Origin of the sequence: Mesorhizobium sp. M0047, from assembly GCF_040323315.1 — a bacterium.
Taxonomy (GTDB): domain Bacteria; phylum Pseudomonadota; class Alphaproteobacteria; order Rhizobiales; family Rhizobiaceae; genus Mesorhizobium.
In genome coordinates, this window is the sequence record NZ_JAMYUW010000070.1 from 1 (window position 1) to 19,999 (window position 19,999).

The 19,999-nt window shown below is 60.3% G+C and carries 20 protein-coding genes; 11 read left to right on the forward strand and 9 right to left on the reverse strand.

Annotated elements, in window-relative coordinates; all coding sequences use genetic code 11:
• The first annotated feature begins 95 nt into the window (after window positions 1-95).
• From NKJ89_RS34235 to NKJ89_RS34250, 4 genes are all read left to right on the forward strand, one after another.
• Entirely contained in the window at window positions 96-290 is a 195-nt protein-coding gene (locus NKJ89_RS34235; RefSeq protein ID WP_352486737.1) for a DUF2934 domain-containing protein, read from the forward strand.
• A gap of 76 nt (window positions 291-366) precedes the next feature.
• Window positions 367-552, forward strand: a complete 186-nt coding sequence (locus NKJ89_RS34240) for a hypothetical protein (protein ID WP_352608850.1) — start codon at window positions 367-369, stop codon at window positions 550-552.
• Window positions 549-1,445 (forward strand): alpha/beta fold hydrolase, encoded by an 897-nt coding sequence (locus NKJ89_RS34245; protein WP_352608851.1) that lies wholly within the window; start codon window positions 549-551, stop codon window positions 1,443-1,445. The genes NKJ89_RS34240 and NKJ89_RS34245 overlap by 4 nt, the downstream gene beginning before the upstream one ends.
• Before the next feature lie 124 nt (window positions 1,446-1,569).
• Window positions 1,570-1,980 carry a DUF427 domain-containing protein gene (locus NKJ89_RS34250; RefSeq protein WP_023757851.1) on the forward strand — a complete coding sequence of 137 codons (411 nt, stop codon included), beginning with the start codon at window positions 1,570-1,572 and terminating at the stop codon, window positions 1,978-1,980.
• A 27-nt stretch (window positions 1,981-2,007) separates the two neighbouring features.
• Here NKJ89_RS34250 and NKJ89_RS34255 read toward each other — a convergent pair whose 3' ends face one another.
• Window positions 2,008-2,427, reverse strand: coding sequence for an HD domain-containing protein (locus tag NKJ89_RS34255; RefSeq protein ID WP_352608852.1), 420 nt, complete (start codon window positions 2,425-2,427; stop codon window positions 2,008-2,010).
• Window positions 2,428-2,646: 219 nt separating this feature from the next.
• On the opposite strand from NKJ89_RS34255, the gene NKJ89_RS34260 reads away from it, so the two are divergent.
• Both NKJ89_RS34260 and NKJ89_RS34265 read left to right on the forward strand, forming a co-directional pair.
• Window positions 2,647-3,255, forward strand: coding sequence for a cysteine hydrolase family protein (locus NKJ89_RS34260; RefSeq protein WP_352608853.1), 609 nt, complete (start codon window positions 2,647-2,649; stop codon window positions 3,253-3,255).
• Between the two features lie 95 nt (window positions 3,256-3,350).
• Window positions 3,351-4,598: a DUF763 domain-containing protein gene (locus tag NKJ89_RS34265; RefSeq protein WP_352608854.1), complete on the forward strand. Its 1,248-nt coding sequence runs from the start codon at window positions 3,351-3,353 to the stop codon at window positions 4,596-4,598.
• Between the two features lie 37 nt (window positions 4,599-4,635).
• Here the strand turns inward: NKJ89_RS34265 and NKJ89_RS34270 are convergent, their stop codons facing one another.
• The 5 genes from NKJ89_RS34270 to NKJ89_RS34290 form a co-directional block, all read right to left on the reverse strand.
• Entirely contained in the window at window positions 4,636-5,079 is a 444-nt protein-coding gene (locus NKJ89_RS34270) for a PPC domain-containing DNA-binding protein (protein WP_352608862.1), read from the reverse strand.
• 53 nt (window positions 5,080-5,132) lie between these two features.
• On the reverse strand, window positions 5,133-5,450 hold the full coding sequence (locus tag NKJ89_RS34275; protein WP_352608863.1) for a plasmid stabilization protein: 318 nt from the start codon (window positions 5,448-5,450) through the stop codon (window positions 5,133-5,135).
• Between the two features lie 87 nt (window positions 5,451-5,537).
• Window positions 5,538-7,136 (reverse strand): DHA2 family efflux MFS transporter permease subunit, encoded by a 1,599-nt coding sequence (locus NKJ89_RS34280; protein ID WP_352608855.1) that lies wholly within the window; start codon window positions 7,134-7,136, stop codon window positions 5,538-5,540.
• Entirely contained in the window at window positions 7,133-8,077 is a 945-nt protein-coding gene (locus NKJ89_RS34285) for an HlyD family secretion protein (protein WP_352608856.1), read from the reverse strand. Before NKJ89_RS34285 ends, NKJ89_RS34280 begins: the two co-directional genes overlap by 4 nt.
• 373 nt (window positions 8,078-8,450) lie before the next feature.
• A complete protein-coding gene (locus NKJ89_RS34290; RefSeq protein WP_023757844.1) occupies window positions 8,451-8,627 on the reverse strand; it encodes a hypothetical protein in 177 nt (58 codons plus the stop codon).
• Window positions 8,628-8,791: 164 nt separating this feature from the next.
• Between NKJ89_RS34290 and NKJ89_RS34295 the strand changes: the two genes are divergently transcribed.
• The 4 genes from NKJ89_RS34295 to NKJ89_RS34310 are packed head-to-tail and all read left to right on the forward strand — an operon-like array spanning window position 8,792 to window position 13,211.
• A complete protein-coding gene (locus NKJ89_RS34295) occupies window positions 8,792-9,409 on the forward strand; it encodes a (2Fe-2S)-binding protein (RefSeq protein ID WP_352608857.1) in 618 nt (205 codons plus the stop codon).
• A gap of 2 nt (window positions 9,410-9,411) precedes the next feature.
• On the forward strand, window positions 9,412-10,434 hold the full coding sequence (locus NKJ89_RS34300) for an FAD binding domain-containing protein (RefSeq protein ID WP_352608858.1): 1,023 nt from the start codon (window positions 9,412-9,414) through the stop codon (window positions 10,432-10,434).
• Window positions 10,435-10,437: 3 nt separating this feature from the next.
• Window positions 10,438-12,717, forward strand: coding sequence for a xanthine dehydrogenase family protein molybdopterin-binding subunit (locus tag NKJ89_RS34305; RefSeq protein ID WP_352608859.1), 2,280 nt, complete (start codon window positions 10,438-10,440; stop codon window positions 12,715-12,717).
• A gap of 32 nt (window positions 12,718-12,749) precedes the next feature.
• The gene (locus NKJ89_RS34310; RefSeq protein WP_352608860.1) at window positions 12,750-13,211 is read left to right on the forward strand and encodes a RidA family protein; all 462 of its coding nucleotides are present in this window, start codon (window positions 12,750-12,752) and stop codon (window positions 13,209-13,211) included.
• A 45-nt stretch (window positions 13,212-13,256) separates the two neighbouring features.
• Here the strand turns inward: NKJ89_RS34310 and NKJ89_RS34315 are convergent, their stop codons facing one another.
• Window positions 13,257-14,966, reverse strand: coding sequence for an HAD family hydrolase (locus tag NKJ89_RS34315; protein ID WP_352608861.1), 1,710 nt, complete (start codon window positions 14,964-14,966; stop codon window positions 13,257-13,259).
• 239 nt (window positions 14,967-15,205) lie between these two features.
• Here NKJ89_RS34315 and NKJ89_RS34320 point away from each other — a divergent pair, with 239 nt between their 5' ends.
• On the forward strand, window positions 15,206-15,712 hold the full coding sequence (locus tag NKJ89_RS34320) for a YciE/YciF ferroxidase family protein (protein WP_352486746.1): 507 nt from the start codon (window positions 15,206-15,208) through the stop codon (window positions 15,710-15,712).
• Window positions 15,713-16,007: 295 nt separating this feature from the next.
• Here NKJ89_RS34320 and NKJ89_RS34325 read toward each other — a convergent pair whose 3' ends face one another.
• Together NKJ89_RS34325 and NKJ89_RS34330 are read right to left on the reverse strand one after the other, a co-directional pair.
• Window positions 16,008-16,979, reverse strand: coding sequence for an SDR family oxidoreductase (locus NKJ89_RS34325; protein ID WP_023757837.1), 972 nt, complete (start codon window positions 16,977-16,979; stop codon window positions 16,008-16,010).
• A 111-nt stretch (window positions 16,980-17,090) separates the two neighbouring features.
• Window positions 17,091-19,115: an ABC transporter ATP-binding protein/permease gene (locus tag NKJ89_RS34330; RefSeq protein WP_352608864.1), complete on the reverse strand. Its 2,025-nt coding sequence runs from the start codon at window positions 19,113-19,115 to the stop codon at window positions 17,091-17,093.
• Window positions 19,116-19,999: the final 884 nt, after the last annotated feature.

The following is a 19,999-nucleotide window of genomic DNA, read 5'->3' on the forward strand; positions in this document are numbered from 1 at the left end:
AGCTTGCGTCCATCGCCGGTCTCCTTCCCGGCCAACAGAATCCCGCTTGGTTACCAGAGCGTTAACGATTCATGATTCCGCCCTGATCGAATGTCATGGACAACAGGGAAGAGCGCATCAAACGGCGCGCCTATGAAATCTGGGAGCGCGAGGGCCGTCCGACTGGGCGCGAGCAGGAGCACTGGGATCAAGCCGTACAGGAGATAGAGGGAGAAGGTCCGGAGACTGAACGCGGCCCCGCAGTGCCTGATCCGACAGTCGGCGCCGGCTCAAAAAGCTCGAAGGACTGAAGGCTGGCCCGAGCGCCCGCCAAGGCAACCAAATTCGCCGAGCCTCGTTTGTCGATATCAGCCAGAGGAGGTTTCGATGAAGAAATCCTTGTCGCTTCTGGTGTTTGCTGCTGCTCTTACGCTTGGCGCCTGTGATAACAGCACCGAACCGACGAAGGCCAACACCGACACTATCGACAAGAACCCGCAGGTTGACCAGGATGCCAGGTCCAAGTCGACGACTGGCGGCGACCAGCCGGTTAAAGCGCCGGAGAGTAAATGAACCCCGTCTTATCTTGCGATACGCCACTGCTGCGCATCGCCTATCTCGGTGGCGGGCCAGAAAATGGTGCCCCCGTTATCCTGTTGCACGGTTGGCCGGACGACGCGACCACTTACGCGCGCATTTCGCCGGTCCTTCATGAGGCCGGATTTCGGACGTTTTCGCCTTGGCTGCGAGGCTTTGGACGGACATCGTTCCTGTCGAATGAAACCATGCGATCCGGCGAAATTGCCGCAATGGCGCGGGATGTACTCGACTTTGCCGACGCGCTTGGCCTCAGCCGTTTTGCGGTCGTAGGGCACGACTGGGGAGCTCGGATCTCTTACCTCTTGGCCTCGATTTTTCCCGATCGCATCAGGTGCTGTGCTGCGCTGTCGCTTGGCTGGCAACCCGGCAAGCCCGCAACGCCAGCGCCCGAACAGGCGAAAGCATTTTGGTATCAATGGTTCATGGCAACAGGGCGGGGCGCCGAGTTCGTGCGAAAGAACCGCAAGGAACTCGCCAGATTCCTATGGGACAGCTGGAGCCCATTGGGCTGGTTCGACGATGCCATTTTCGATGAAGTGGCTGTATCCTTCGAAAATCCGGATTGGCCCGATGTGACATTGCATTCCTATCGGGTTCGCTGGGGTGAGGCGGAGCCCGATCCCCGCTACGCGGAACTGGCCCGCCGGCAAACATCGGTCAAGATCATCACTGTGCCGACCTTGACGCTTCATGGTGGCGACGACCGTGTTGTGCTGACCGCATCGTCGGAAGGCCTGGAGGAGCACTTCACTGCGCCCTACAAACGAGTGGTCCTGGATGCAGTCGGGCACTTTCCGACACGTGAGGCCCCACAAGAGGTTTCGCGACTGTTGACGAGCTTTCTCGACAGTTACGGCAGGCGATAAGCCTTTGGCTCGCCGGTCTCGGCTCATCGGACAGGCTGGAACCTGATGCATCGCCGCGCATTTCGTCTCCATGGATGGCGGACCGGAACGCCGTCGCGGTCAATGGCAGCCACGGAGAATTCGGATGCAAACCTCAGGCGCAACTTCAGAGCACCATCATCGCCCACTAACCATAGAACCGTTTGCCGGCACGGTAACAGTGCGATTCTCCGACGCGATAGTCGCAGCCACGGAGCGCGCGAAGGTACTCAGGGAAGAGGGACATGAACCGGTGTTCTATATCCCTTTCGAGGACATCTATTTCGACCTTTTCGAAAAGACAAACACGACAAGCAGCTCACCTTCGAAGGGAACCGCTAGTTATTGGCGTGTCCATGCAGTTGGTGGCGCGGCCGATGATTTCATGTGGGCATACGAGACGCCGGATCCCGCAGCGCGGGCCATTGCACGTCACGGCGCATTCGATCCGAAAAAGGCACGCATCGATATCGACCCGGTGGAGGACGAACGGCACACGCCACATGTTATGGAATAGTATCGTTGAACCTCTGGCAGGCATTTGCTAGCGCTCGGAGAATTCCTCGTCGAGGATGCGCAAGGCTTCTTCGTATTTGGCTGTCGAGGCCCCAATTTGCCGTGACTGCCAGATGTTGTCTTCGAGGTCAGCGCGTTTTACCGGCAGCGCCAGCGGATTCGATGCAGCCCGCCGCACGAACATGAAATAGTCCTCGCCGTCTCTGCGCGACATGGCATCGACCGCAGAAGCAATCGACGGTCCAAAGCCGGTCTCTTCCAGCTTGGCTCGAGACCAGCCTTCGCCTTTTTCCAGGACATCATGCAGATAGGCGACGACTTTCTGATCCATAGTCTCGACAGCGTCGACGACACGTCGGCAATGCTCGACATAGGGCCGACCGGTCTTGTCGCGCTGCGCGGCGTGAACCTCTTCCGCAATCTTGGCCGCTCGATAGAAAATGCTCATCGTCGCTGTCCCGGCCGCTTGTCGAAATGCTGATAAATGGCAGCCATCGGAATTTCTTGTGAGTTCATCTCCAAGTCGGATCCATGAGGCGAAAACGCCGATGGCTGATGTCGGTTCCTGTAGCGATTGGGAACGAGTGCCGGCACGGGACGTTCTGATCCATGCCTCCGACGGCAAGGGAAGCCTCATGAAAGAATCCGACCGGGTACGGATCGCCTGATGTCGATGCCGGGTTTGACCTATGGGCCTCTGGGCGACCGCTGCATGCATGTCTGCGTCGACATGCAGCGGCTGTTTGCCGAGCCGTCACAGTGGGCAACCCCATGGATCACTCGCGTCCTCCCTCGCATTGAGAGCCTGGTCGACAAGAAGGCGCAGCAGACGGTCTTTACGCGCTTCCTGCCTGCTCAAAAGCGGGGGCAGGGGGTCGGCACATGGAAGCGCTACTACGAGCGCTGGGCCTCGATGACGATCGAAAGCATCGGCGACGAAATGATCGAACTGTTGCCGGTGTTGGCCGCTCACTGTCCGCCGGCGGCCGTCATCGACAAGCACATTTATTCGCCCTGGTTCGAAGGTCTGCTTAGGCGTTTTCTGATGGAGCGCGATATCGATACGCTGGTCGTCACTGGCGGTGAAACCGATGTATGCGTTCTCGCCACGGTGCTCGGAGCGATCGATTATGGCTATCGCGTGGTTCTCGTCACGGACGCGCTTTGCAGCTCTTCCGATGCGACGCATGACGCGCTGCTGACCGTTTATCACCAGCGATTTGCGCAGCAGGTCGAGACGGTAGAGATGGAGGTGGTTCTCTCGCACTGGAGTTGATGTCGCCGGCGTTCAGCCGGGCAGAAGCATCGGGTGCTTCTTCGTGCGATCTGGGATACCTATCTGTTCAGGAAACGGCTGGCATAGGAACGGACGTGGCGCAACGATCGGGAAGTGCTGATCTTCCACTTCATGGTGGACGCGTGCCGAAATGGCTTGGCGATCGCATGACGCGCCTGGGCGCCGTGATGTGCGAGGCCATCATCCATCATTACGGCCGCAACGAGTTGCTGCGCCGGTTGGCGCATCCGTTCTGGTTTCAATCGTTTGGCGCCGTCATGGGCATGGACTGGCACTCGTCCGGCATCACGACCAGCGTCATCGGCGCCTTGAAGCGTGGTCTGACGCCGCTCTCCGGCGAACTTGGCATTCATGTCTGCGGCGGCCGCGGCACCCATTCGCGCAAGACCCCGCATGAACTTGCAATCATCGGCGAGCGTGTTGGTTTTGACGGAGCGGGCCTGGCAACCGTCAGCCGGCTTGTCGCCAAAGTGGACAGCGCCGCCGTCCAGGATGGCTTCGATCTTTATCTGCACGGGTTCATCGTCACCGATGACGGCGACTGGGTCGTGGTCCAGCAAGGCATGAACGGCGACAGCAAGGTGGCGCGCCGCTATCATTGGCTGTCCGAAGGTTTGAAGAGTTTCGTCGATCAGCCACACACCGCCATCGAAGGCACCAACCAAGGCGAGATCGTCAATCTGACCGACCGGCGCGCCGAAGCTTCGCGCCAGGGACAGTTGGATCTGTTGCAGGACCTTGGGCCGGATCGCATCCTCAAGGAGTTCGCGGCATTGGAGCGCGGCACGGCACCGGCACCGCAACAGCTGTTGCTGCCGCATCTGATCATGCCAGCTCATCACGATGTGCGCGAAAGCGATGTCATCATGCGTCGGCTGCATGGAAACATGGCGGCCGCCGCCGAACGTGGCCCTGAGGATTTTTCCGAGCTCCTTCTGGTACCAGGTGTTGGTGCGCGCACGGTGCGCGCGCTGGCCCTTGTCGCCGAAGTGGTGCATGGCGCGCCGTGCCGTTTTTCCGATCCTGGCCGGTTCTCTCTGGCGCATGGCGGCAAGGACAGGCACCCATTCCCGGTACCTCTGAAAGTCTATGACGAGACCATCGGTGTGCTGAAGTCCGCCGTGCAAAAGGCGAAACTTGGTCATGACGAAGAAATCGGCGCCTTGAAGCGGTTGGACGATCAGTCGCGGCAGGTCGAGCGATACGTCACCGGCCCCAGCCTGAAGGAAATTGTCGCCGGAGAATTCGACCAGTCGCATCTGATTGGCGGTCGCAGTGTTTTTAGTTGGGAGGTGCCGGCGGAGAAGAACAGGAAGGCGTGACAAGATTGCCCTTGAGCGAGCTAGGCCGGTTTGGCCTTCACGCGTCCAGATCGATCAAAGCGACGCCGAGCTCGGGACGTTTGCGGCGGCGCAGGTGACCAGGCGCTTCCACCAGGGTGATTTCAAGCGTTGGCCGAACGATGCCGTCAAGCAGATGTCCACCCCGGGTGGTGCCGTCGCTCAATCCGAGCACCGCGTGGACGTGAAGGCTGGGCTTGCCATCGTCGCCGAGCGCTACGTCGCCGATCGCGCTCAGGACCTCGCATTGCTCGTCGATCGGGATTCTGCGATAGGTCCTCGCATTCGGATCAAACCAGCCCACGGTCGCGCTTTCGAAAGCCCCGATGGCGGTCAAGGACGCACTGCCGACTTTCTGGTCAACCGCAAAGGCGGTCAGCGCGGCGAACGCTTCTTCGCCGGGGTCGAGCACCACGACGAATGTCCTTTGTCCGCTGATCTCGTTGACGCGCTGCGATTTCATGCACGTACTCCCATCGCCTTGGGCCTTGTCAGCCTGAATGGGCTTCGTCCAGGTCAATGAACGTGGTGTTCGGCATTCCGCTTACGTGTTGCTGCAGCTTTCTTGGCCGATTCCGATCGGCTTGCGGCCGATCGTGATGCGGATGCCGTGCCGCCGCTTTTGCCGCCCTTGTGCGCCGCAGGATGGCCGGTATGTTTGCCGCGTCCGGATCCGCCTTCTTTCTTGCCGCCGCCATCATCCTTGTTGACGGTCGCCCATGCCCGCCTTTCGGCTTCCTGCCCGGAAACCCCGCGCTTCTCATAACCTTCCGCAATATGATCGGCTTTGCGTTCCTGCTTGTCGGTGTATTTCGATTTTTCGCCTCGTGGCACGACGGTTCTCCCTGTTCTGTAAAGTCTGAACGGAGAGCCAGCGAGAGAGTTCCAATCGAAAAATCGCGACATGCAGGCAAGACATAGCTATCGCCGGTCGGGCTTCGGGTTTGACGACCGCAACAGCAAGGCGAGGGGAACGAACAGGGCCGTCACGATTGCGCAGTACCCAAACACGTCGATATAGGCGAGCAATGAAGCCTGACGCGCGATCAATTGTCCGAGCCAACCGATCGCCTGCTGCTTCGCTTCGACCATCGGTGAGCCCTGAGCGACGAAGTGCTCGGTTACCTGACGCAGCATCTGTTGGTAGGTTGGTGAGGATTGCACGGTGTGGCCGACAAGATTTGCCTGATGCAGTTGCGCGTTCTGGGCGATCACCGTGTTGGACAGCGACACGCCGATGCTGCCGCCGATGTTGCGGGCAACGTTGATCAGCGCCGACGCTTGGTTCGTTTGCTGCGGAGCGAGACCGACGTAAGCCGCCGTTGAAATCGGGATGAACAGGAACGGCAGGCCGATCATCAGGAAGATGCGCGCAAAGGCAAAGAAGCGGAAGCTGGCATCCGGGGTGAGCGACGTCATGTGCCACAGGGCGAGCACCACAACGGACATGCCCATCATGATCAAATATTTGGGCTGAACGATGCCTGCGGCAAATCCGGAAATCGGCATCAGCATCAGCATGGCAATGCCGCCGGGCATCATCGAGAGGCCCGACAGGGTCGCCGTATAGTCGAAGGCGGTCTGTTGTAGCTGTGGCATCAACTGCGTCGTGCTGAACAGCACAGCGCCGACTGCCATCATCACCAGGAATGAACTACCGAACTGGCGGCTGAACAGTAGACGGATGTCGACGATTGGATCGCGGTGGCGGAATTCCCAGGGGATGAGCAGCAGAAACGAGATCGCCGAAATCACTGCAAAAATCGTGATGAAACCCGATGCGAACCAATCGTTGCGCTGACCTTCGTCGAGGAAGATTTCCAGGGAGCCAAGTGCGGTGGCGACCAGGATGAACCCAACCCAATCTATCCTGAGGCCGCCCTTCAGCCGTTCCTGGCGTTCGCGCTCGATCACCTCGGGCTCGACGAGCAGCCACTGCACCAAAGCCAGCGACATGATGCCGAAGGGCACGTTGATGAAGAAAATCCAGTGCCAGGAGAAATGGTCGGTCAGCCAGCCGCCAATGGTCGGGCCGACCGTCGGTGCGACGATGACGGCTATGCCATAAAGGGCAAAAGCCTGGGAACGTTTTTCGGGCGGAAACGTGTCGGCAAGGATGGACTGTTCACTTGGCGCCATGCCGCCGCCGCCGAGGCCCTGCAAGATCCTGAACAGGATGAGCATTTCCAGATTGGGCGCGAGGCCGCAAAGCAGCGATGCGATGGTGAAGGTCGCGACGCAAAGCATGTAGTAGCGCTTCCGTCCGATCACGCTGGCCAGCCAGCCGCTGATCGGTATGATCACAGAATTCGCGACCAAGTAGGTGGTGATCACCCACGTGCTTTCGTCCATCCCGGCCGCCAGGCTGCCGGCGATGTTTCGTAGCGCTACGTTGGCGATCGAGGTATCGAGCACCAGCATGAAGGTCGCGATGGAGACGACGATAGCGATCAGCCATGGATTGCGCCCACCGGCGGCGGACCGGCTTTCGCTATGGTCGCTGACCATTTCGTCGCTCATCGCACCTTGACCGCCGGCACCACCGACAGGCCCGGGCCCAGCAGCACGCCAGGTGGTTTGTCGAAGACGATCTTCACCGGCACGCGTTGCACCACCTTGACGAAATTGCCGGTGGCGTTTTCTGCCGGCAGCAGGCTGAAGGCGGTGCCGCTGCCCGCCTGGATGCTGTCGACGCGGCCATGGAAGGATCTTTCCGGATAGGCGTCGATGTCGATGTCGACCGGCTGCCCCGGCCGCATCAGATCGAGCTGGGTTTCCTTGAAATTGGCCTTCACCCAAACCTCGTCGGGAACAAACATCATCAGCACCTGGCCGGGTTGGGCATAGGAACCGTTGGCAACCGAGATGCTGGTTGCTCGTCCGGAAACCGGTGCCGTGATGGTGGTGCGGGACAGTGTTGTGCGCGCTTGGTCCTGGCTCGCCTTGGCCTGACCGAGTTTGGCTTCGGCGCTCTTGACCTGTGCCTGCAAGACAACGACCTGGCTCTTCGCGGCAGCCACATTGGCCACAGCACTATCGAGAGCAGCCTGATCCTGGCGCAGCGTCGACGCTGCCTGCTGTGCCTGCTGTTGGGTCGCTGTGCCCTTGGCCAGAAGGTCACGGTTGCGCTGGTCCTCGGCCTTGGCGAAATCGAGTGCCGCCTGGGCCTGCGCCATCTGCTTCTGCGCTGCATCGACCTTTGCGTTTTGGGCTTCAATCTGAGCCCTCATCTCGACAATGTCGGCTTGCGCCGAGGTTACGCCGGCATCGGCTTGCTTGAGGCCGGCCTGATAGTCGCTGTCATCGATTCGCAACAGGACGTCGCCCGCCTTGACCGGTTGGTTGTCGGTCACCGCCAGGTCGGTGATACGTCCCGATATTTCGGCGCCGATGGTTATCGTGCGGGCGTCGATGAAGGCATCGTCCGTCCATTCATATTGGCGTGCGTTCAGCCACCACATGGTCATTCCCCCGGCGGCCAGCGACAGCACGATCAGGATTGTAATGGATATGTAAGGGTGCCGCCGGGGGAAGCTTTGGAGGCTGGGCTTTTGGTTATCCGCCCCCTTGTCCCGCGCTTCGCGCTCCGGAGTGCCGGGCTGCGCCGCATCGCCCTTGCGTTTTGCCGACGCATCCGATCTGGCCCTGCTCGAAGCCCCGCGCGGATCTCTGGTTTTGTCTGGTTCTTTGGTTTCGGTTTTCGCGTCCACGGGAGAACTCTCAAGCAAAGGCGCCGACCGCTTTTTTCGGGTCAACGGCAGCTGTTCACAAAAGTTCCTGACGAACAGGCCAGCGTGACAGTTGGCATTTTTCGGGGATTGCAGCCGAAGCCATTCAGCCGACAGCGAATCTCACCACCGCTATGAGGATCACAATACCGACGAGGCCTGCGACGAAGATGATACGGCGTGTGCGGGTCCGCAAGATGATCTCGCCTTGCCGCGCCTGTTCAGCCGAAAAGACAGGGCCTTCTTTCTGATCGCTGCGTCGATCGCTCTGGTCACTGCTCATGCTCGTCTCCTTCGTTGGAGCCTGACGAAGACAACCACCGCGTTGCTGGTGAAGTTCCACGTGACCGCCCCGCAAAAGAAGCGATCACAGCGATGTGAGGACGGAACTTTGTTTCCCGCGAGCAGTTTGGTCCGCTTGAGACCTCAGCCAGTTGGAAACCAGCCATGTCTAATTCCACAAGTCCCGGCGGCCTGAGCAGACGCACCTTCATGACGGGCTCTGTTTCGGCAGCAGCGGCAATGCCCCTTGTAGCCACGTCGACGAAAGCCGCCGAGTCACCGACCGCCAAAGCGGCCGAGCCGCGCGATCTGTCGACGATTTCGATGCGGATCAACAAGCAGGCCTACACCCTCGCACTCGACAATCGCACGAGCCTACTCGACGCACTGCGTGATCATGTTGGCCTGACCGGAACAAAGAAAGGTTGCGACCACGGCCAATGCGGTGCCTGCACCGTTCTTGTCGATGGGAAGCGGGTGCTCTCCTGCCTGAGCTTCGCTGTCATGAACGAAGGCCGGGAGGTGACGACGGTGGAAGGCCTGGCTTCAGCTAACGGAGAACTGCATCCGATGCAGCAGGCCTTTGTCGACCATGATGCCTTTCAATGCGGCTACTGCACGCCGGGCCAGATCATGTCCGCCATCGGCTGTATCGACGAAGGCCATGCCGGGTCGGACAATGACATCCGCGAGTATATGAGCGGAAATCTCTGCCGGTGCGCGGCCTATCCCAACATCGTTGCGGCAATCATCCAGGCGCGTGACGAGATCAGGAGGGCCTAGAAATGCGTCCTTTCGTCTATGAAAGACCAACGAGCGTTTCGGTGGCGATCGCCATGGCTTCCCACGTCGACGCCAGGCATGTTGCGCCAACACAGGCCAACACCCAATTCATCGCCGGCGGCACCAATCTGGCCGACTACATGAAGCTTGGCGTCGCGCAGCCTGAGCGACTGCTCGACCTCAACAATCTTGCCGAGCCTGCCCTGCGGCAGATCAGGGTAACCGATGATACCATCCGGTTCGGTGCGCTGGTCCGGATGGGAGAAGCAGCTGACAACAATGACGTCAGGCATAGGTGTCCGCTCCTTGCCGATAGCCTGAAGTTCGCCGCCAGCGGCCAGCTTCGCAATATGGCGAGCCTTGCCGGCAATGTGCTGCAGCGCACTCGATGCGAGTATTTTCGCGAAACCTCCTGGCCGTGCAACAAGCGTGACCCAGGTTCCGGCTGTGCCGCGATGGAAGGGGTCAACCGCCAGCATGCCGTGCTCGGCACCAGCGATGCCTGCATCGCTACCTATCATGGCGATTTCGCACAGGCCCTGATTGCGCTCGATGCGGTCGTGGAAGTGGAGGGACGGCATGGTCCGCGCAAGATCCCTTTCGCCAGACTGCATCGGCTTCCCGGCGACACGCCCGACATCGAGACGGATCTGGCCGCCGATGAAGTCATCGTCGCCATCGATGTTCCGCTCGAAGCATGGAGCCGCCGCTCGCGCTACCTGAAGATACGCGATCGCGAATCTTATGCGTTCGCGCTCGCCTCCGCCGCCGTTGCGCTGGACATGGACGGAGACACCGTCAGACAAGCGCGCATAGCGCTAGGCGGGGTCGCGACCGTGCCATGGCGGGCGAGGGCGGCGGAGGCCGCGCTTCAAGGCAAGGTGATGGAAGAAGATGTGGCCGAAAAGGCTGCCGACGCCGCTTTTGCCGATGCCAAACCGCGCGAACACAATGCGTTCAAGGTGCCGCTCGGCAAGCGTACGCTGGTGCGAGCGCTGATCGAAACCCGCGACATGAAGGTCTGAGCCATGAACCAAGCCGCGCCAGTTCCAAAAGAAAACCAAGGCGAACCGGTTATCCGCATAGACGGTAGATTGAAAGTTACCGGGCAGGCCAGCTATCCGGCCGACATCGCCACAGCCAATGTTGCATATGGTGCTTTTGCAACCAGCATCATCGCTCGAGGCAAGGTTTCCAAACTCCACACGGATGACGCCAAGGCCGTGCCCGGAGTGCTGGATATCATAACCTATGGCGACATGGACAAGACCGATAAGCCGAAATTTGGCAACACCGGTGCAAGCTCCATCGCACCCTTGCATGACAGGACAATTTTCCACGACGGCCAGATAATCGCGATGGTTGTTGCCGAGACATTCGAGGCGGCGGAGGAAGCGGCAATGTTGATCCGCGCCGACTATGAAGACCAACCTTCCAGCGCCAGCTTCGATTCCAAAGGGGTGGAGACAGAGGCCGCAGCGGGGAAGAGCCCGATATTCAAGGAGGATGTCAAAGCTGGCGACTTCGACGCTGCCTATGCATCCGCTGCCGTCAAGATCGACCAGAAATACTCGACGCCGACCCAGCATCACAATCCGATCGAACTGTTTTCGACCACGGCGATGTGGCAAGGCGATCAACTCACTGTCCATGAGCCAAGCCAGAATGTCACCGGCTGGAAAATCGAACTCGCCCGGCAGTTGAAGATCGATCCCGCCAATGTGCGGATTGTCAGCCCTTATGTCGGCGGCGCCTTCGGCTCCAAGGGACCGATGACCGCTCGCACGGCAATTGTCGCGATTGCCGCGCGTCGTGTCGGACGGCCGGTGCGCTGCGTCGTCAGCCGTATGCAGGCATTCAACACCCAGACCTATCGCGCCGAGACGCGGCATCGAATCCGCATAGGCGCCGACAAGGACGGCCGCATAATGGCGTTCGGACATGAGGGCTGGGAGGTGACATCACGCCCTGACTCTTATGTCGTCGGCGGCACGTCAGCCACCGGCCGCATGTACAACTATGGTTCGGTGCTCACCAACGTCTCGCTCGTCCATGCCGATCGCAACACACCGGGCTACATGCGCTCGCCGCCCGAGACGCCCTATGTCTACGCGCTCGAAAACGCCATGGACGAAATGGCCGTCGCGCTTGGTATGGATCCTGTCGAGTTTCGGCGTGTCAACGAGCCTGAAAAAGAGCCGGTCGGCGGCAAGCCATTCTCCAGCCGGTCGCTGGTCAAATGCTACGAACAGGCGGCGGAAGCCTTCGGCTGGTCGAAGCGCGATGCCACGGTCGCGTCGATGCGCGATGGCGACTGGCTGATCGGCATGGGTTGCGCAACCGCCATCTATCCAACGGCCAGCGCGCCATGCGCCGCCCGTGTCCGCCTGACCGCCGATGGCCAGGTTCGCGTTCAGTGCGGCTCGCATGAGATCGGCACCGGTGTGCGCACCGTGGCAGGCCAGATGGCGGCTGAACGTCTTGGGATAGGGATGGACAAGGTCAGCGTCGAGATGGGCGACAGCGCCTTGCCGCCGGCGCCGGTCTCGGGCGGCTCGATTTCGACGGCCAGCGTCTGCTCGGCGGTTCTGAAGGCCTGTGACGCCGTGCGCGGAAAACTTTTCGCGGCAGCCGTTGCTGGAGACGGGCCATTGGCTGGTTCCGGCAATGCCAAGCTGGAAATGGAGCAAGAGAAGATCGTGGCAAGCGGCGGCAAATCCGCCAAGCTGTCGGATGTCTTCAAGGCGATGCAGGTCGGTGCCATAGAGGAATATGCCGAATTTGCACCAAGGGGTTCGACGCCGGAGGCGCTGAAGAAACTCTATGCCGGGCAGGCGGAATTCCACGGTGGCGATCAGGACGAGGACTCGGTGAAATATGCCTTTGGCGCCGAGTTCGTTGAAGTCCGCATCAACACTTACACACGGGAAATCCGTGTGCCGCGCATCGTCGGTGCCTTTGCCGCGGGGCGCATCATGAACACGCGCACCGCGCGCAGCCAACTGATGGGTGGCATGATCTGGGGTATTGGCCAGGCCCTTCACGAGGCGACGGAAATCGATCGGCGCAACGCCCGCTATGTCAATCGTGACCTGCAGGATTATCTGGTGCCGGTCAACGCGGACATCAAACAAGTCGACGTCATCCTTGTTCCGGAGGTCGATCTGGACGTCAATCCAGCCGGCGTCAAGGGATTGGGAGAACTTGGCAATGTCGGGACTGCGGCGGCCGTTGCCAGCGCCGTATATCATGCTACGGGCAAGCGCATTCGAGATCTGCCGATTAGAATAGATGATTTGATCGCCTGATGATCAGGAGCGCGACGGCGCCGAACAGGAACATGGAACTCATAACCCATAAGAAATTCAAGAACGGCCGGTTGATGCCGTGGGGAAAAGGTACGGTCGTTACCGGAGCAAAGGGATTTGTCTACCTTTGCGGAAACACGGCAACCGCCGACGAATACGACCCAGCCGGCAAAAGGGGAGGTGGCTTCGCTGGAGATGCGGCGGCACAGTGGCGCGAAGTTTTGACGAACATCAAATCAGATCTGGAGGAACTCGGCAGCGCGCTCGACTATCTCATCCGGCTGACCTTCTTCATCAAAGAGCCATTTCCCGATGGCGGCGTCCTGAGTTCTCCGAATTTTCGCCTCGACGTCCTGGACGAGTTCTTTGCCGAGCATTGCCCGAAGCACTGTAGTTATAACAACCCGCCACCCTCGGAGGTGATCGGGGTTGCGGCGCTTGCGCAAGCCGACATCGTTGTTGAAATAATCGCGGTCGCCGCGCTACCCGATTGAGGAGAATTTCCGCGTGCAGAACAATGGCGCCGGCGTCGTTCCGCCTCATTCCGGCGCCGTGGCGGGCGCCGTATATCGCCGCCGAACCGCGTCGAGTACGCGCTTGCGGCTTTCCTCGGCTGAAAGCGTTTCGTCCTTTTCCGCCTCGGCCGTTTCGCGTGCCAGGTCCTTGTCTCTGATCTGTTGGCGGAACCATTTGGAATAGTCGCCGGCGCGCAGGTGAAACTCCCAGGTCTTGTCGTCTATGCCCTCGGCCATCTGGGCGAAAATCATCAGATTGTGGGCCCTGAGATTCATCGCATCGTCGGGACCGTGGAAATAGAAACTGCCCGCCTCATCGAGTTGCCCCTCGGCATATTTGCGGCTGTGCCGCTTGAGCGACTGGCGTGGCTCGATCACCTTGACCATGGCGAATTTCTTGCGTTTCTGCGGCCGCCAGAACAACACGCGCTCGCCCTTGGGCGAGGAGATCTCCTTAGGCGGCTCGATGCCGGTCACTTTGCAGAAGACCTTCACGACGTCCTTCGCCTTGGGGCCAAGCGCAATGATGGCTGTCACCAGGCGCAAGGCGTCGGTCGAGATCGCTTCCGGGTGAACGGTGATCAAGATCGTACCAGGCAATTCCAATGACAGGACTGCCCGCGTATCGTCGCGCCGCTTGGGCAGGAGATGGTGTGCTTCGTCGATCAGGAGCCAATGCGGTCTCGCTGTGCGACGGCGGAAACTGCCGAGGCCAGGCAGCAGGTCGGCAAAGAAATCCGGTCGCTCATTGACGCGCAGGGACAGCCCATTGACGACGATATTGCTTTCGGCCTTGGCGATAAGATCCAGCACTTGCGCCTTTGTCGGCGCGCTGGAGCCGTCTCCCAGCCGAACGGCGCCTTCGAGACCGTCATAGTCACCCTCGGGATCGAAGACGCAGAACTGAAACCGGGTCTCGATGAAGCGTTCCGTCAGCGCGGTGGCCAAAGTGGATTTGCCGATGCCCGAACTGCCGGCAATGAGGACAGTATCGGTCGGCGACAAATAAATCTCGTCGCCGCCGGCCGATCCGAGAACGATGCCGTCATGGCGCCTCGGCACGATCTCATGGTCGCGCTTGATCAGTCTGTCGGTCAGTTCCTCCACGCCCTTTCCACGTGCGCCACGCATGACCAGATCGGCTGTGGCCTTGACAGCGGGAATTGCGTTATCGACGGCGACGCTGCAGCCGCACGCCTGCAGGAAGGCATGGTCATTCTCGGCGTCGCCGACGCCCACCACATTGTGTGGCGAAAGCCGAAGATCCTGAAGTGCCGCAGCCAGTCCGGTGGCTTTGTTGATGCCGCTCGGCAGGATCATCACCGCGCCTTTGTTGAAGATGATTTCCAGCTCCAGCCCCAGCTCCTTGATGACCTCGAGCACGGTGGCGTGATGGGGTTCCCAGGTTGCGACGATCGACCGCCCGACCGAAAGCGGCTTGACGCCCTGCTTCTTCAACCTGGCAACGAATTTGGGTTCCGGCGGCGGCGAAATCACCCGTTCTTCCTCACTGGCGGGCGTGTAGATCAGCGCTCCATTCTCGGCGACGACCTTGTCGAAAAGGCCGATTTCGGAAAAAACATGCTTCAAATCGGGCAGTTCGCGCCCGGTCACGAGAAGCAGCTTGCGGCCGCTTTTCTTGAACCGTTCAAGGGCAGCGAGGGTCTTCCTGGAGACTGTCCCGTCATGAGCCAGCGTGCCATCGTAGTCCGTCGCCAACGCAATGAAATACATTCTGCCGACCTTTCACCGTTCCGGTTTGCATTCCGGTTAGAACGTGTGATCGACACAAAGGCTCCCATCGGACGCGGATCGCGGCGTTTCGAAAAAGGAGTAACGGTTTCGCCCCGGAGACCAGGAACTCCTCCGGTACCGGCACGTTGACCAGCAAGCCGGGACGAGTCCCGGCTTTCGCAGGCGGCGGGCAAAAACCGCAGCCGAAATCAACCTTCATAACAATGAAAGGCGAGGCCATGGGCTTCTTTTCGAAGGACATCAAGACACTCGACGATCTCTTCGTACACACGCTGCGCGACATCTACTACGCCGAAAGGCAGATCGAGAAAGCGCTGCCGAAGATGATCGACAAGGCAACCGACCCGCAATTGAAAGCCGGATTTGAAAAGCATCTCGACCAGACCAGGGGCCATATCGAGCGCGTCGAGCAGGTGTTCGAGTTGCATGGCGTTAAGGCCAAGGAGGTCAACTGCCCAGCAATCGACGGCATTCTCGAGGAAGCCGACGACGTCAGCGGCGACGTCGACGACAGGGAGGTTCTCGATGCGGCGCTGATAGCCTCGGCGCAGGCCGTCGAGCACTATGAAATGACCCGCTATGGCACGCTCATCGCCTGGGCCAAGCAGCTTGGTCGCAGCGACTGCGCCAACGTGCTGGCCAAGAACCTGAAGGAAGAACAGGCGACCGATCGCAAGCTCACCGAAATCGCGGAAAGCAAGGTAAACCTGCAGGCAGCCGAGTGAGGCTACTCGGTTCGGCCAGTCGTCGCGACGGCTGGCCGGCCGATCCAACATGATCCAATCCTGCGGAGGACACCGCCTCGGCAACGCAGGGGAATAAGCGGATCTTCATCCGGCTCCGCGATTGTTCCCCGAAAAATTGAAGCAATCGTCAGCGCGCCGGGTCGACTCCCGGCACCATCGATTTGCTGCCTTAGCGTCTCGCTATCGTGCGGCGCGTGACGTGTAGATTTCGCTATTTCCCGGACTATCCGTCTCACTCTGTGGTCATCACACGTCAGTGTCTTTTGTCCTCATGTCAGTAACCGCCGACCACCGGCAAGATTTCGCCGGTAATGTAGCTCGAGCAATGTGGCGAGGCGAGGAACACATACGCGGGTGCGAGCTCTTCCGGCTGTGCAGGCCGTTTCATCGGCGTGTCCGCACCGAATTTCGAGACGTCGTCTGCTTCCTTGTCCGATGGATTGAGCGGTGTCCACACCGGGCCTGGCGCAACGGCGTTCACCCGAATTCCCTTGCCGATAAGGTTGCCCGAAAGCGCGCGCGTAAATGCGTGAATGCCGCCCTTGGTCATCGAATAGTCGACGAGCTGCCTTGAACCTTCAATGCCGGTCACGGAGCCGGTGTTGATTATAGCCGAGCCTGGCTTCATATGCGGCACCACTTCCTGCGCCATATGAAAATAGCCATAGAGATTGGTCTTCAGCGTCGTGTCGAAATGTGCCTCGGTCAGGTCGCTGAAATCGCTGGAATGTATCTGGAAAGCAGCGTTGTTGACCAGCACATCGATCCGGCCGAATTTCTGCACCGTGACCTCCACCGCGTTGTGGCAGTGTTTGCGTTCGCTGACATCGGCCCTTATCAGAATACAGCGCCGCCCCTCTTTTTCGACGGCCGCCTTGGTCTCTTCGGCGTCCTTGTCTTCGGCCAGATAGACGATCGCAATGTCCGCGCCCTCGCGGGCAAACAGCACGGCCACCGAACGGCCGATTCCGGAATCGCCACCTGTGATGAGCGCTACCTTGTCGTCGAGTTTTTTCGACCCCAAGTAATAGGGCGCATCGTAGAGAGGAGGGGGCTCAATCGCCCATTCATGCCCCGGCTTGGGCTGATGCTGCTCGGGAAAGGGCGGCTCAGGATATTTGCGGGCGCCGGCTTGCATTGCACGTTGAGCCTTGCCGTTGCCCTTGGCTTTGTCCTTGGCATCAATGCCGCGTTGGATATGCCGTTGCTTGGCGGCTTCGCCTGATGTCTGCGACTTCATCTGCATGTTTGTCTCCTCGGTTTCGAGAAGGAACAACGCGCTTCGGACAAAAAGGTTTGCGCAAAAGCCACAGCGCTCACCGCCACCTTATCCCGCGGTATTATCTGGCCGTATTATCTAAGGTCGTGCCGCCTTTCGATTTGATGCGCCGGAGCCCCACAAGGCGCGCCCGAGCAAGTTCCGTCTGCCCTTGCGCGGGACAAGATCGATATCGCTGACAAGCTTTGCGCCGCCCTCGCGCCGCTCCAATGTGATCTTGCGGCTATGGAAGGCTTCCAACTCGGCGCGATGTGCCACACTGATGATGGTGACGTCAGGCAATTCGTGGATGACCATCTCCATCATCTTGTCCTGGCTCTTCTCATCGAGTGCCGACGTTGCTTCATCGAGCACGATGATATCGGGCGTGTGCAGCAGTAGACGCGCGAAGGCGAGCCGCTGCTTCTCGCCGCCCGACAGGATCTGGTCCCATGGTGCGTCCTCCTCAATCCTGTCGGCGAGATAGTTTAGCCCCACCTTGTCGAGGGCAGCGTTGATCTTATCCAGCGTCCAATTGTCTGCGGCAGCGGGATAGGCAACCGCGCGGCGCAGCGTCCCGGAGGGGATGTAGGGGCGTTGCGGCAACATGAACAGGCGCCTGCCGGCACGGAAATTGACGCCGCCGCCACCCCACGGCCACAGGCCTGCCACGGCCCGCACCAGCGTGCTCTTGCCCGAACCGGATTCGCCGGCCACCAGCACCCGCTCGCCCGGTTCGATCGCGACCTCGGTTTCCTTGACCACTGCGGTGCCGTCGTCGAGCGTCACGGAGAGATCGTCCAGGCTCAGTATGGCACCACCTTCGGTTTCACCGCGGCTGATGCGTCCGAGCGCGTCGCTCTGCTCGGCGCGCTCGAGCCCGTCGAGCGACATCATCAGCGAGGCGATGCGCCGAGCACAGGCGTTCCAGTCTGCGAGACGGGGATAGTTGTCGACCAGCCACCCGAATGCGCCCTGCACGATGGCAAAGGCAGAGGCAGCCTGCATGACTTGTCCAAGTGTCATCGAGCCTTCGAGAAACTTCGGTGCGCAAAGCAAAATCGGCACGACCGGCGCGAACAGGCTCGATCCCTGCGACACCGCCGCCGTGCGCATGTGCTGGCCGGTCAGCAGCGCCCATTGCCTCAGCACATGGCCGAAATTCCTGTCGATGCCGCTACGCTCCTCCTCCTCGCCGCCGAGCAAGGCGATGCTCTCGCCGTTTTCGCGCACGCGAGTCAGCGTGTAGCGCAGTTCGGCCTCCGCCTGGTTCTTCCGCTCGGACAGCTGGACGAAGTTGCGGCCGATCACCACCATCGAGGTGGAGGTGATGGCGGCATAGATCATTGCGGTGATCACCAGGAAGCCGGGGATGGTGATGCTCTCGCCGCCGATCGGCAGGGTGAGCGCGCCGCCGATGGTCCACAGCACGACGATAAAGGTCGAGGCCGACAGGAACGCGTTGAGGACGCCGGCGGTGAAATCGACCGGGGATTCGGTGGCGATGCGCAGATCCTCGGTCATGCGGGCCTCTGGGTTCTGGTGGTCGCCGCTGACGAGGTTCAACTGGTAGTACCGGCCGTTGGCCAGCCAGCGCGCGATGACCGCGGTGGTTAGCCAGGAACGCCAACGGCGCTGGATCGTCATGCGCAGGTAGACCTGCGCGACGACAAGGCTCCCGCTTCCGAGCACGAGCGGCACGAAAACAGCGCTTAGAACATAAACGGTGTGGGCATCACGCTGCTCGAGGGCGTCGAAAATCGCGCGGTTCCAGCGATTGATCCCATACTGGAAGCCGACGTTGACGCATATCAATATCAACAGTCCGATCGTGAACGGCAAGGCGAGCCGATCGCCGCTGCGGCCCCAGTAGCCGCGCGCGCTGATCCAGAAGCGCCGCAGCAAATATCGCTTGCGCGCCTGCTCCGCCTCTTCGGGCGTCAGTTCTGGACTGGGTTCGACAGCCTCTGGCGGCGGTGCGGACTGGCCGTTGACCTCGGGCGCGGCCTGGCCGTCGGGCTCGGGCACGGCTTCGACCGCCGAGGCCCTTTCCGGGCGCGACTTTTCAGCACCGCGCGGTTTGGCACCCTCGACCGATTTCCGCTTGAATTTGGCCCCGGACATAACCGCGATAACGGGCCAAAAATTAAAAGGTTTCATGATGTCCGCCGACATGCCAGCTATCGCCGGCATCAAGGGCCGACAGCCTTGCGTGTGGTTGCCATAGACGATCTCCGATCCGTGAACCGAGCGCAGCTTGTCAAACGATCCACAGGGCAGGGACGTGCTGCCCTGCATGGAACTCAAGCGGGCCATCAGATCATCGCGGACGCGGAACTCCTTCCGGCAGATCGCGCCGTTCAGATTCTCACGATCGGCGAAGGCATGTCTCTAGGATTGCGGGGCGCCTTTGCCGAACAGGAATGAAATCCGCAACGAACTCGGCGCAAAGCGCAACTCCTTCACAAGCCGATCCTGCACCGTCTGATTTGGCCCCGTTCAACGCCCACCTTTGAACTGCGGGTGTGACGCAGGTGATGAACCTGAGATGACTTCGCCCCCAGAACGGGCACTCAGCCGGCAGTAGCGATCTCCTGGACTGCGTCAGACGCGCTGCGGCTCATCTTGCGACAAAGGTGACTTGCGACAAGGTGACGAGAGGCATGACGGCATTCACAATGCTCCCAGTCACGCCACACTTTGCTGCGAAGGCGCCAGCCACAACAGAAAGTCGCATATGTTACAACCAAGTTCGAATGTCGCGTCGCCAGCAAAGTAGAAATGTCGCCAAGGTCGTTTTGGAGGGCAGGGCGCAGCAAGTCAGAAATGCGACGGTGACGCGTTTCCTGGCGCTGACACAAGCGCCCGATCGGGCGTCAGCTGGTCGGGGTCGCGCAGCCCGGTCGGGCGCGTTTCAAGCTTGGCGCCTCGGCTTTAGATCCCATGAGGAGTGAACGGCGGCCGGCGCTCTGTCAGGGTGAGGCTGCATCGAACCACTCACTCAACAG

Coding starts and splice junctions, on each gene's coding strand:
- NKJ89_RS34235 (WP_352486737.1), top strand. CDS start 96: ATGGACAACAGGGAAGAGCGCATCAAACGGCGCGCCTATGAAATCTGG.
- NKJ89_RS34240 (WP_352608850.1), top strand. CDS start 367: ATGAAGAAATCCTTGTCGCTTCTGGTGTTTGCTGCTGCTCTTACGCTT.
- NKJ89_RS34245 (WP_352608851.1), top strand. CDS start 549: ATGAACCCCGTCTTATCTTGCGATACGCCACTGCTGCGCATCGCCTAT.
- NKJ89_RS34250 (WP_023757851.1), top strand. CDS start 1,570: ATGCAAACCTCAGGCGCAACTTCAGAGCACCATCATCGCCCACTAACC.
- NKJ89_RS34255 (WP_352608852.1), bottom strand. CDS start 2,427: ATGAGCATTTTCTATCGAGCGGCCAAGATTGCGGAAGAGGTTCACGCC.
- NKJ89_RS34260 (WP_352608853.1), top strand. CDS start 2,647: ATGTCGATGCCGGGTTTGACCTATGGGCCTCTGGGCGACCGCTGCATG.
- NKJ89_RS34270 (WP_352608862.1), bottom strand. CDS start 5,079: ATGAAATCGCAGCGCGTCAACGAGATCAGCGGACAAAGGACATTCGTC.
- NKJ89_RS34280 (WP_352608855.1), bottom strand. CDS start 7,136: ATGAGCGACGAAATGGTCAGCGACCATAGCGAAAGCCGGTCCGCCGCC.
- NKJ89_RS34285 (WP_352608856.1), bottom strand. CDS start 8,077: ATGTGGTGGCTGAACGCACGCCAATATGAATGGACGGACGATGCCTTC.
- NKJ89_RS34290 (WP_023757844.1), bottom strand. CDS start 8,627: ATGAGCAGTGACCAGAGCGATCGACGCAGCGATCAGAAAGAAGGCCCT.
- NKJ89_RS34295 (WP_352608857.1), top strand. CDS start 8,792: ATGTCTAATTCCACAAGTCCCGGCGGCCTGAGCAGACGCACCTTCATG.
- NKJ89_RS34300 (WP_352608858.1), top strand. CDS start 9,412: ATGCGTCCTTTCGTCTATGAAAGACCAACGAGCGTTTCGGTGGCGATC.
- NKJ89_RS34305 (WP_352608859.1), top strand. CDS start 10,438: ATGAACCAAGCCGCGCCAGTTCCAAAAGAAAACCAAGGCGAACCGGTT.
- NKJ89_RS34310 (WP_352608860.1), top strand. CDS start 12,750: ATGGAACTCATAACCCATAAGAAATTCAAGAACGGCCGGTTGATGCCG.
- NKJ89_RS34315 (WP_352608861.1), bottom strand. CDS start 14,966: ATGTATTTCATTGCGTTGGCGACGGACTACGATGGCACGCTGGCTCAT.
- NKJ89_RS34320 (WP_352486746.1), top strand. CDS start 15,206: ATGGGCTTCTTTTCGAAGGACATCAAGACACTCGACGATCTCTTCGTA.
- NKJ89_RS34325 (WP_023757837.1), bottom strand. CDS start 16,979: ATGCAGATGAAGTCGCAGACATCAGGCGAAGCCGCCAAGCAACGGCAT.
- NKJ89_RS34330 (WP_352608864.1), bottom strand. CDS start 19,115: ATGTCCGGGGCCAAATTCAAGCGGAAATCGGTCGAGGGTGCCAAACCG.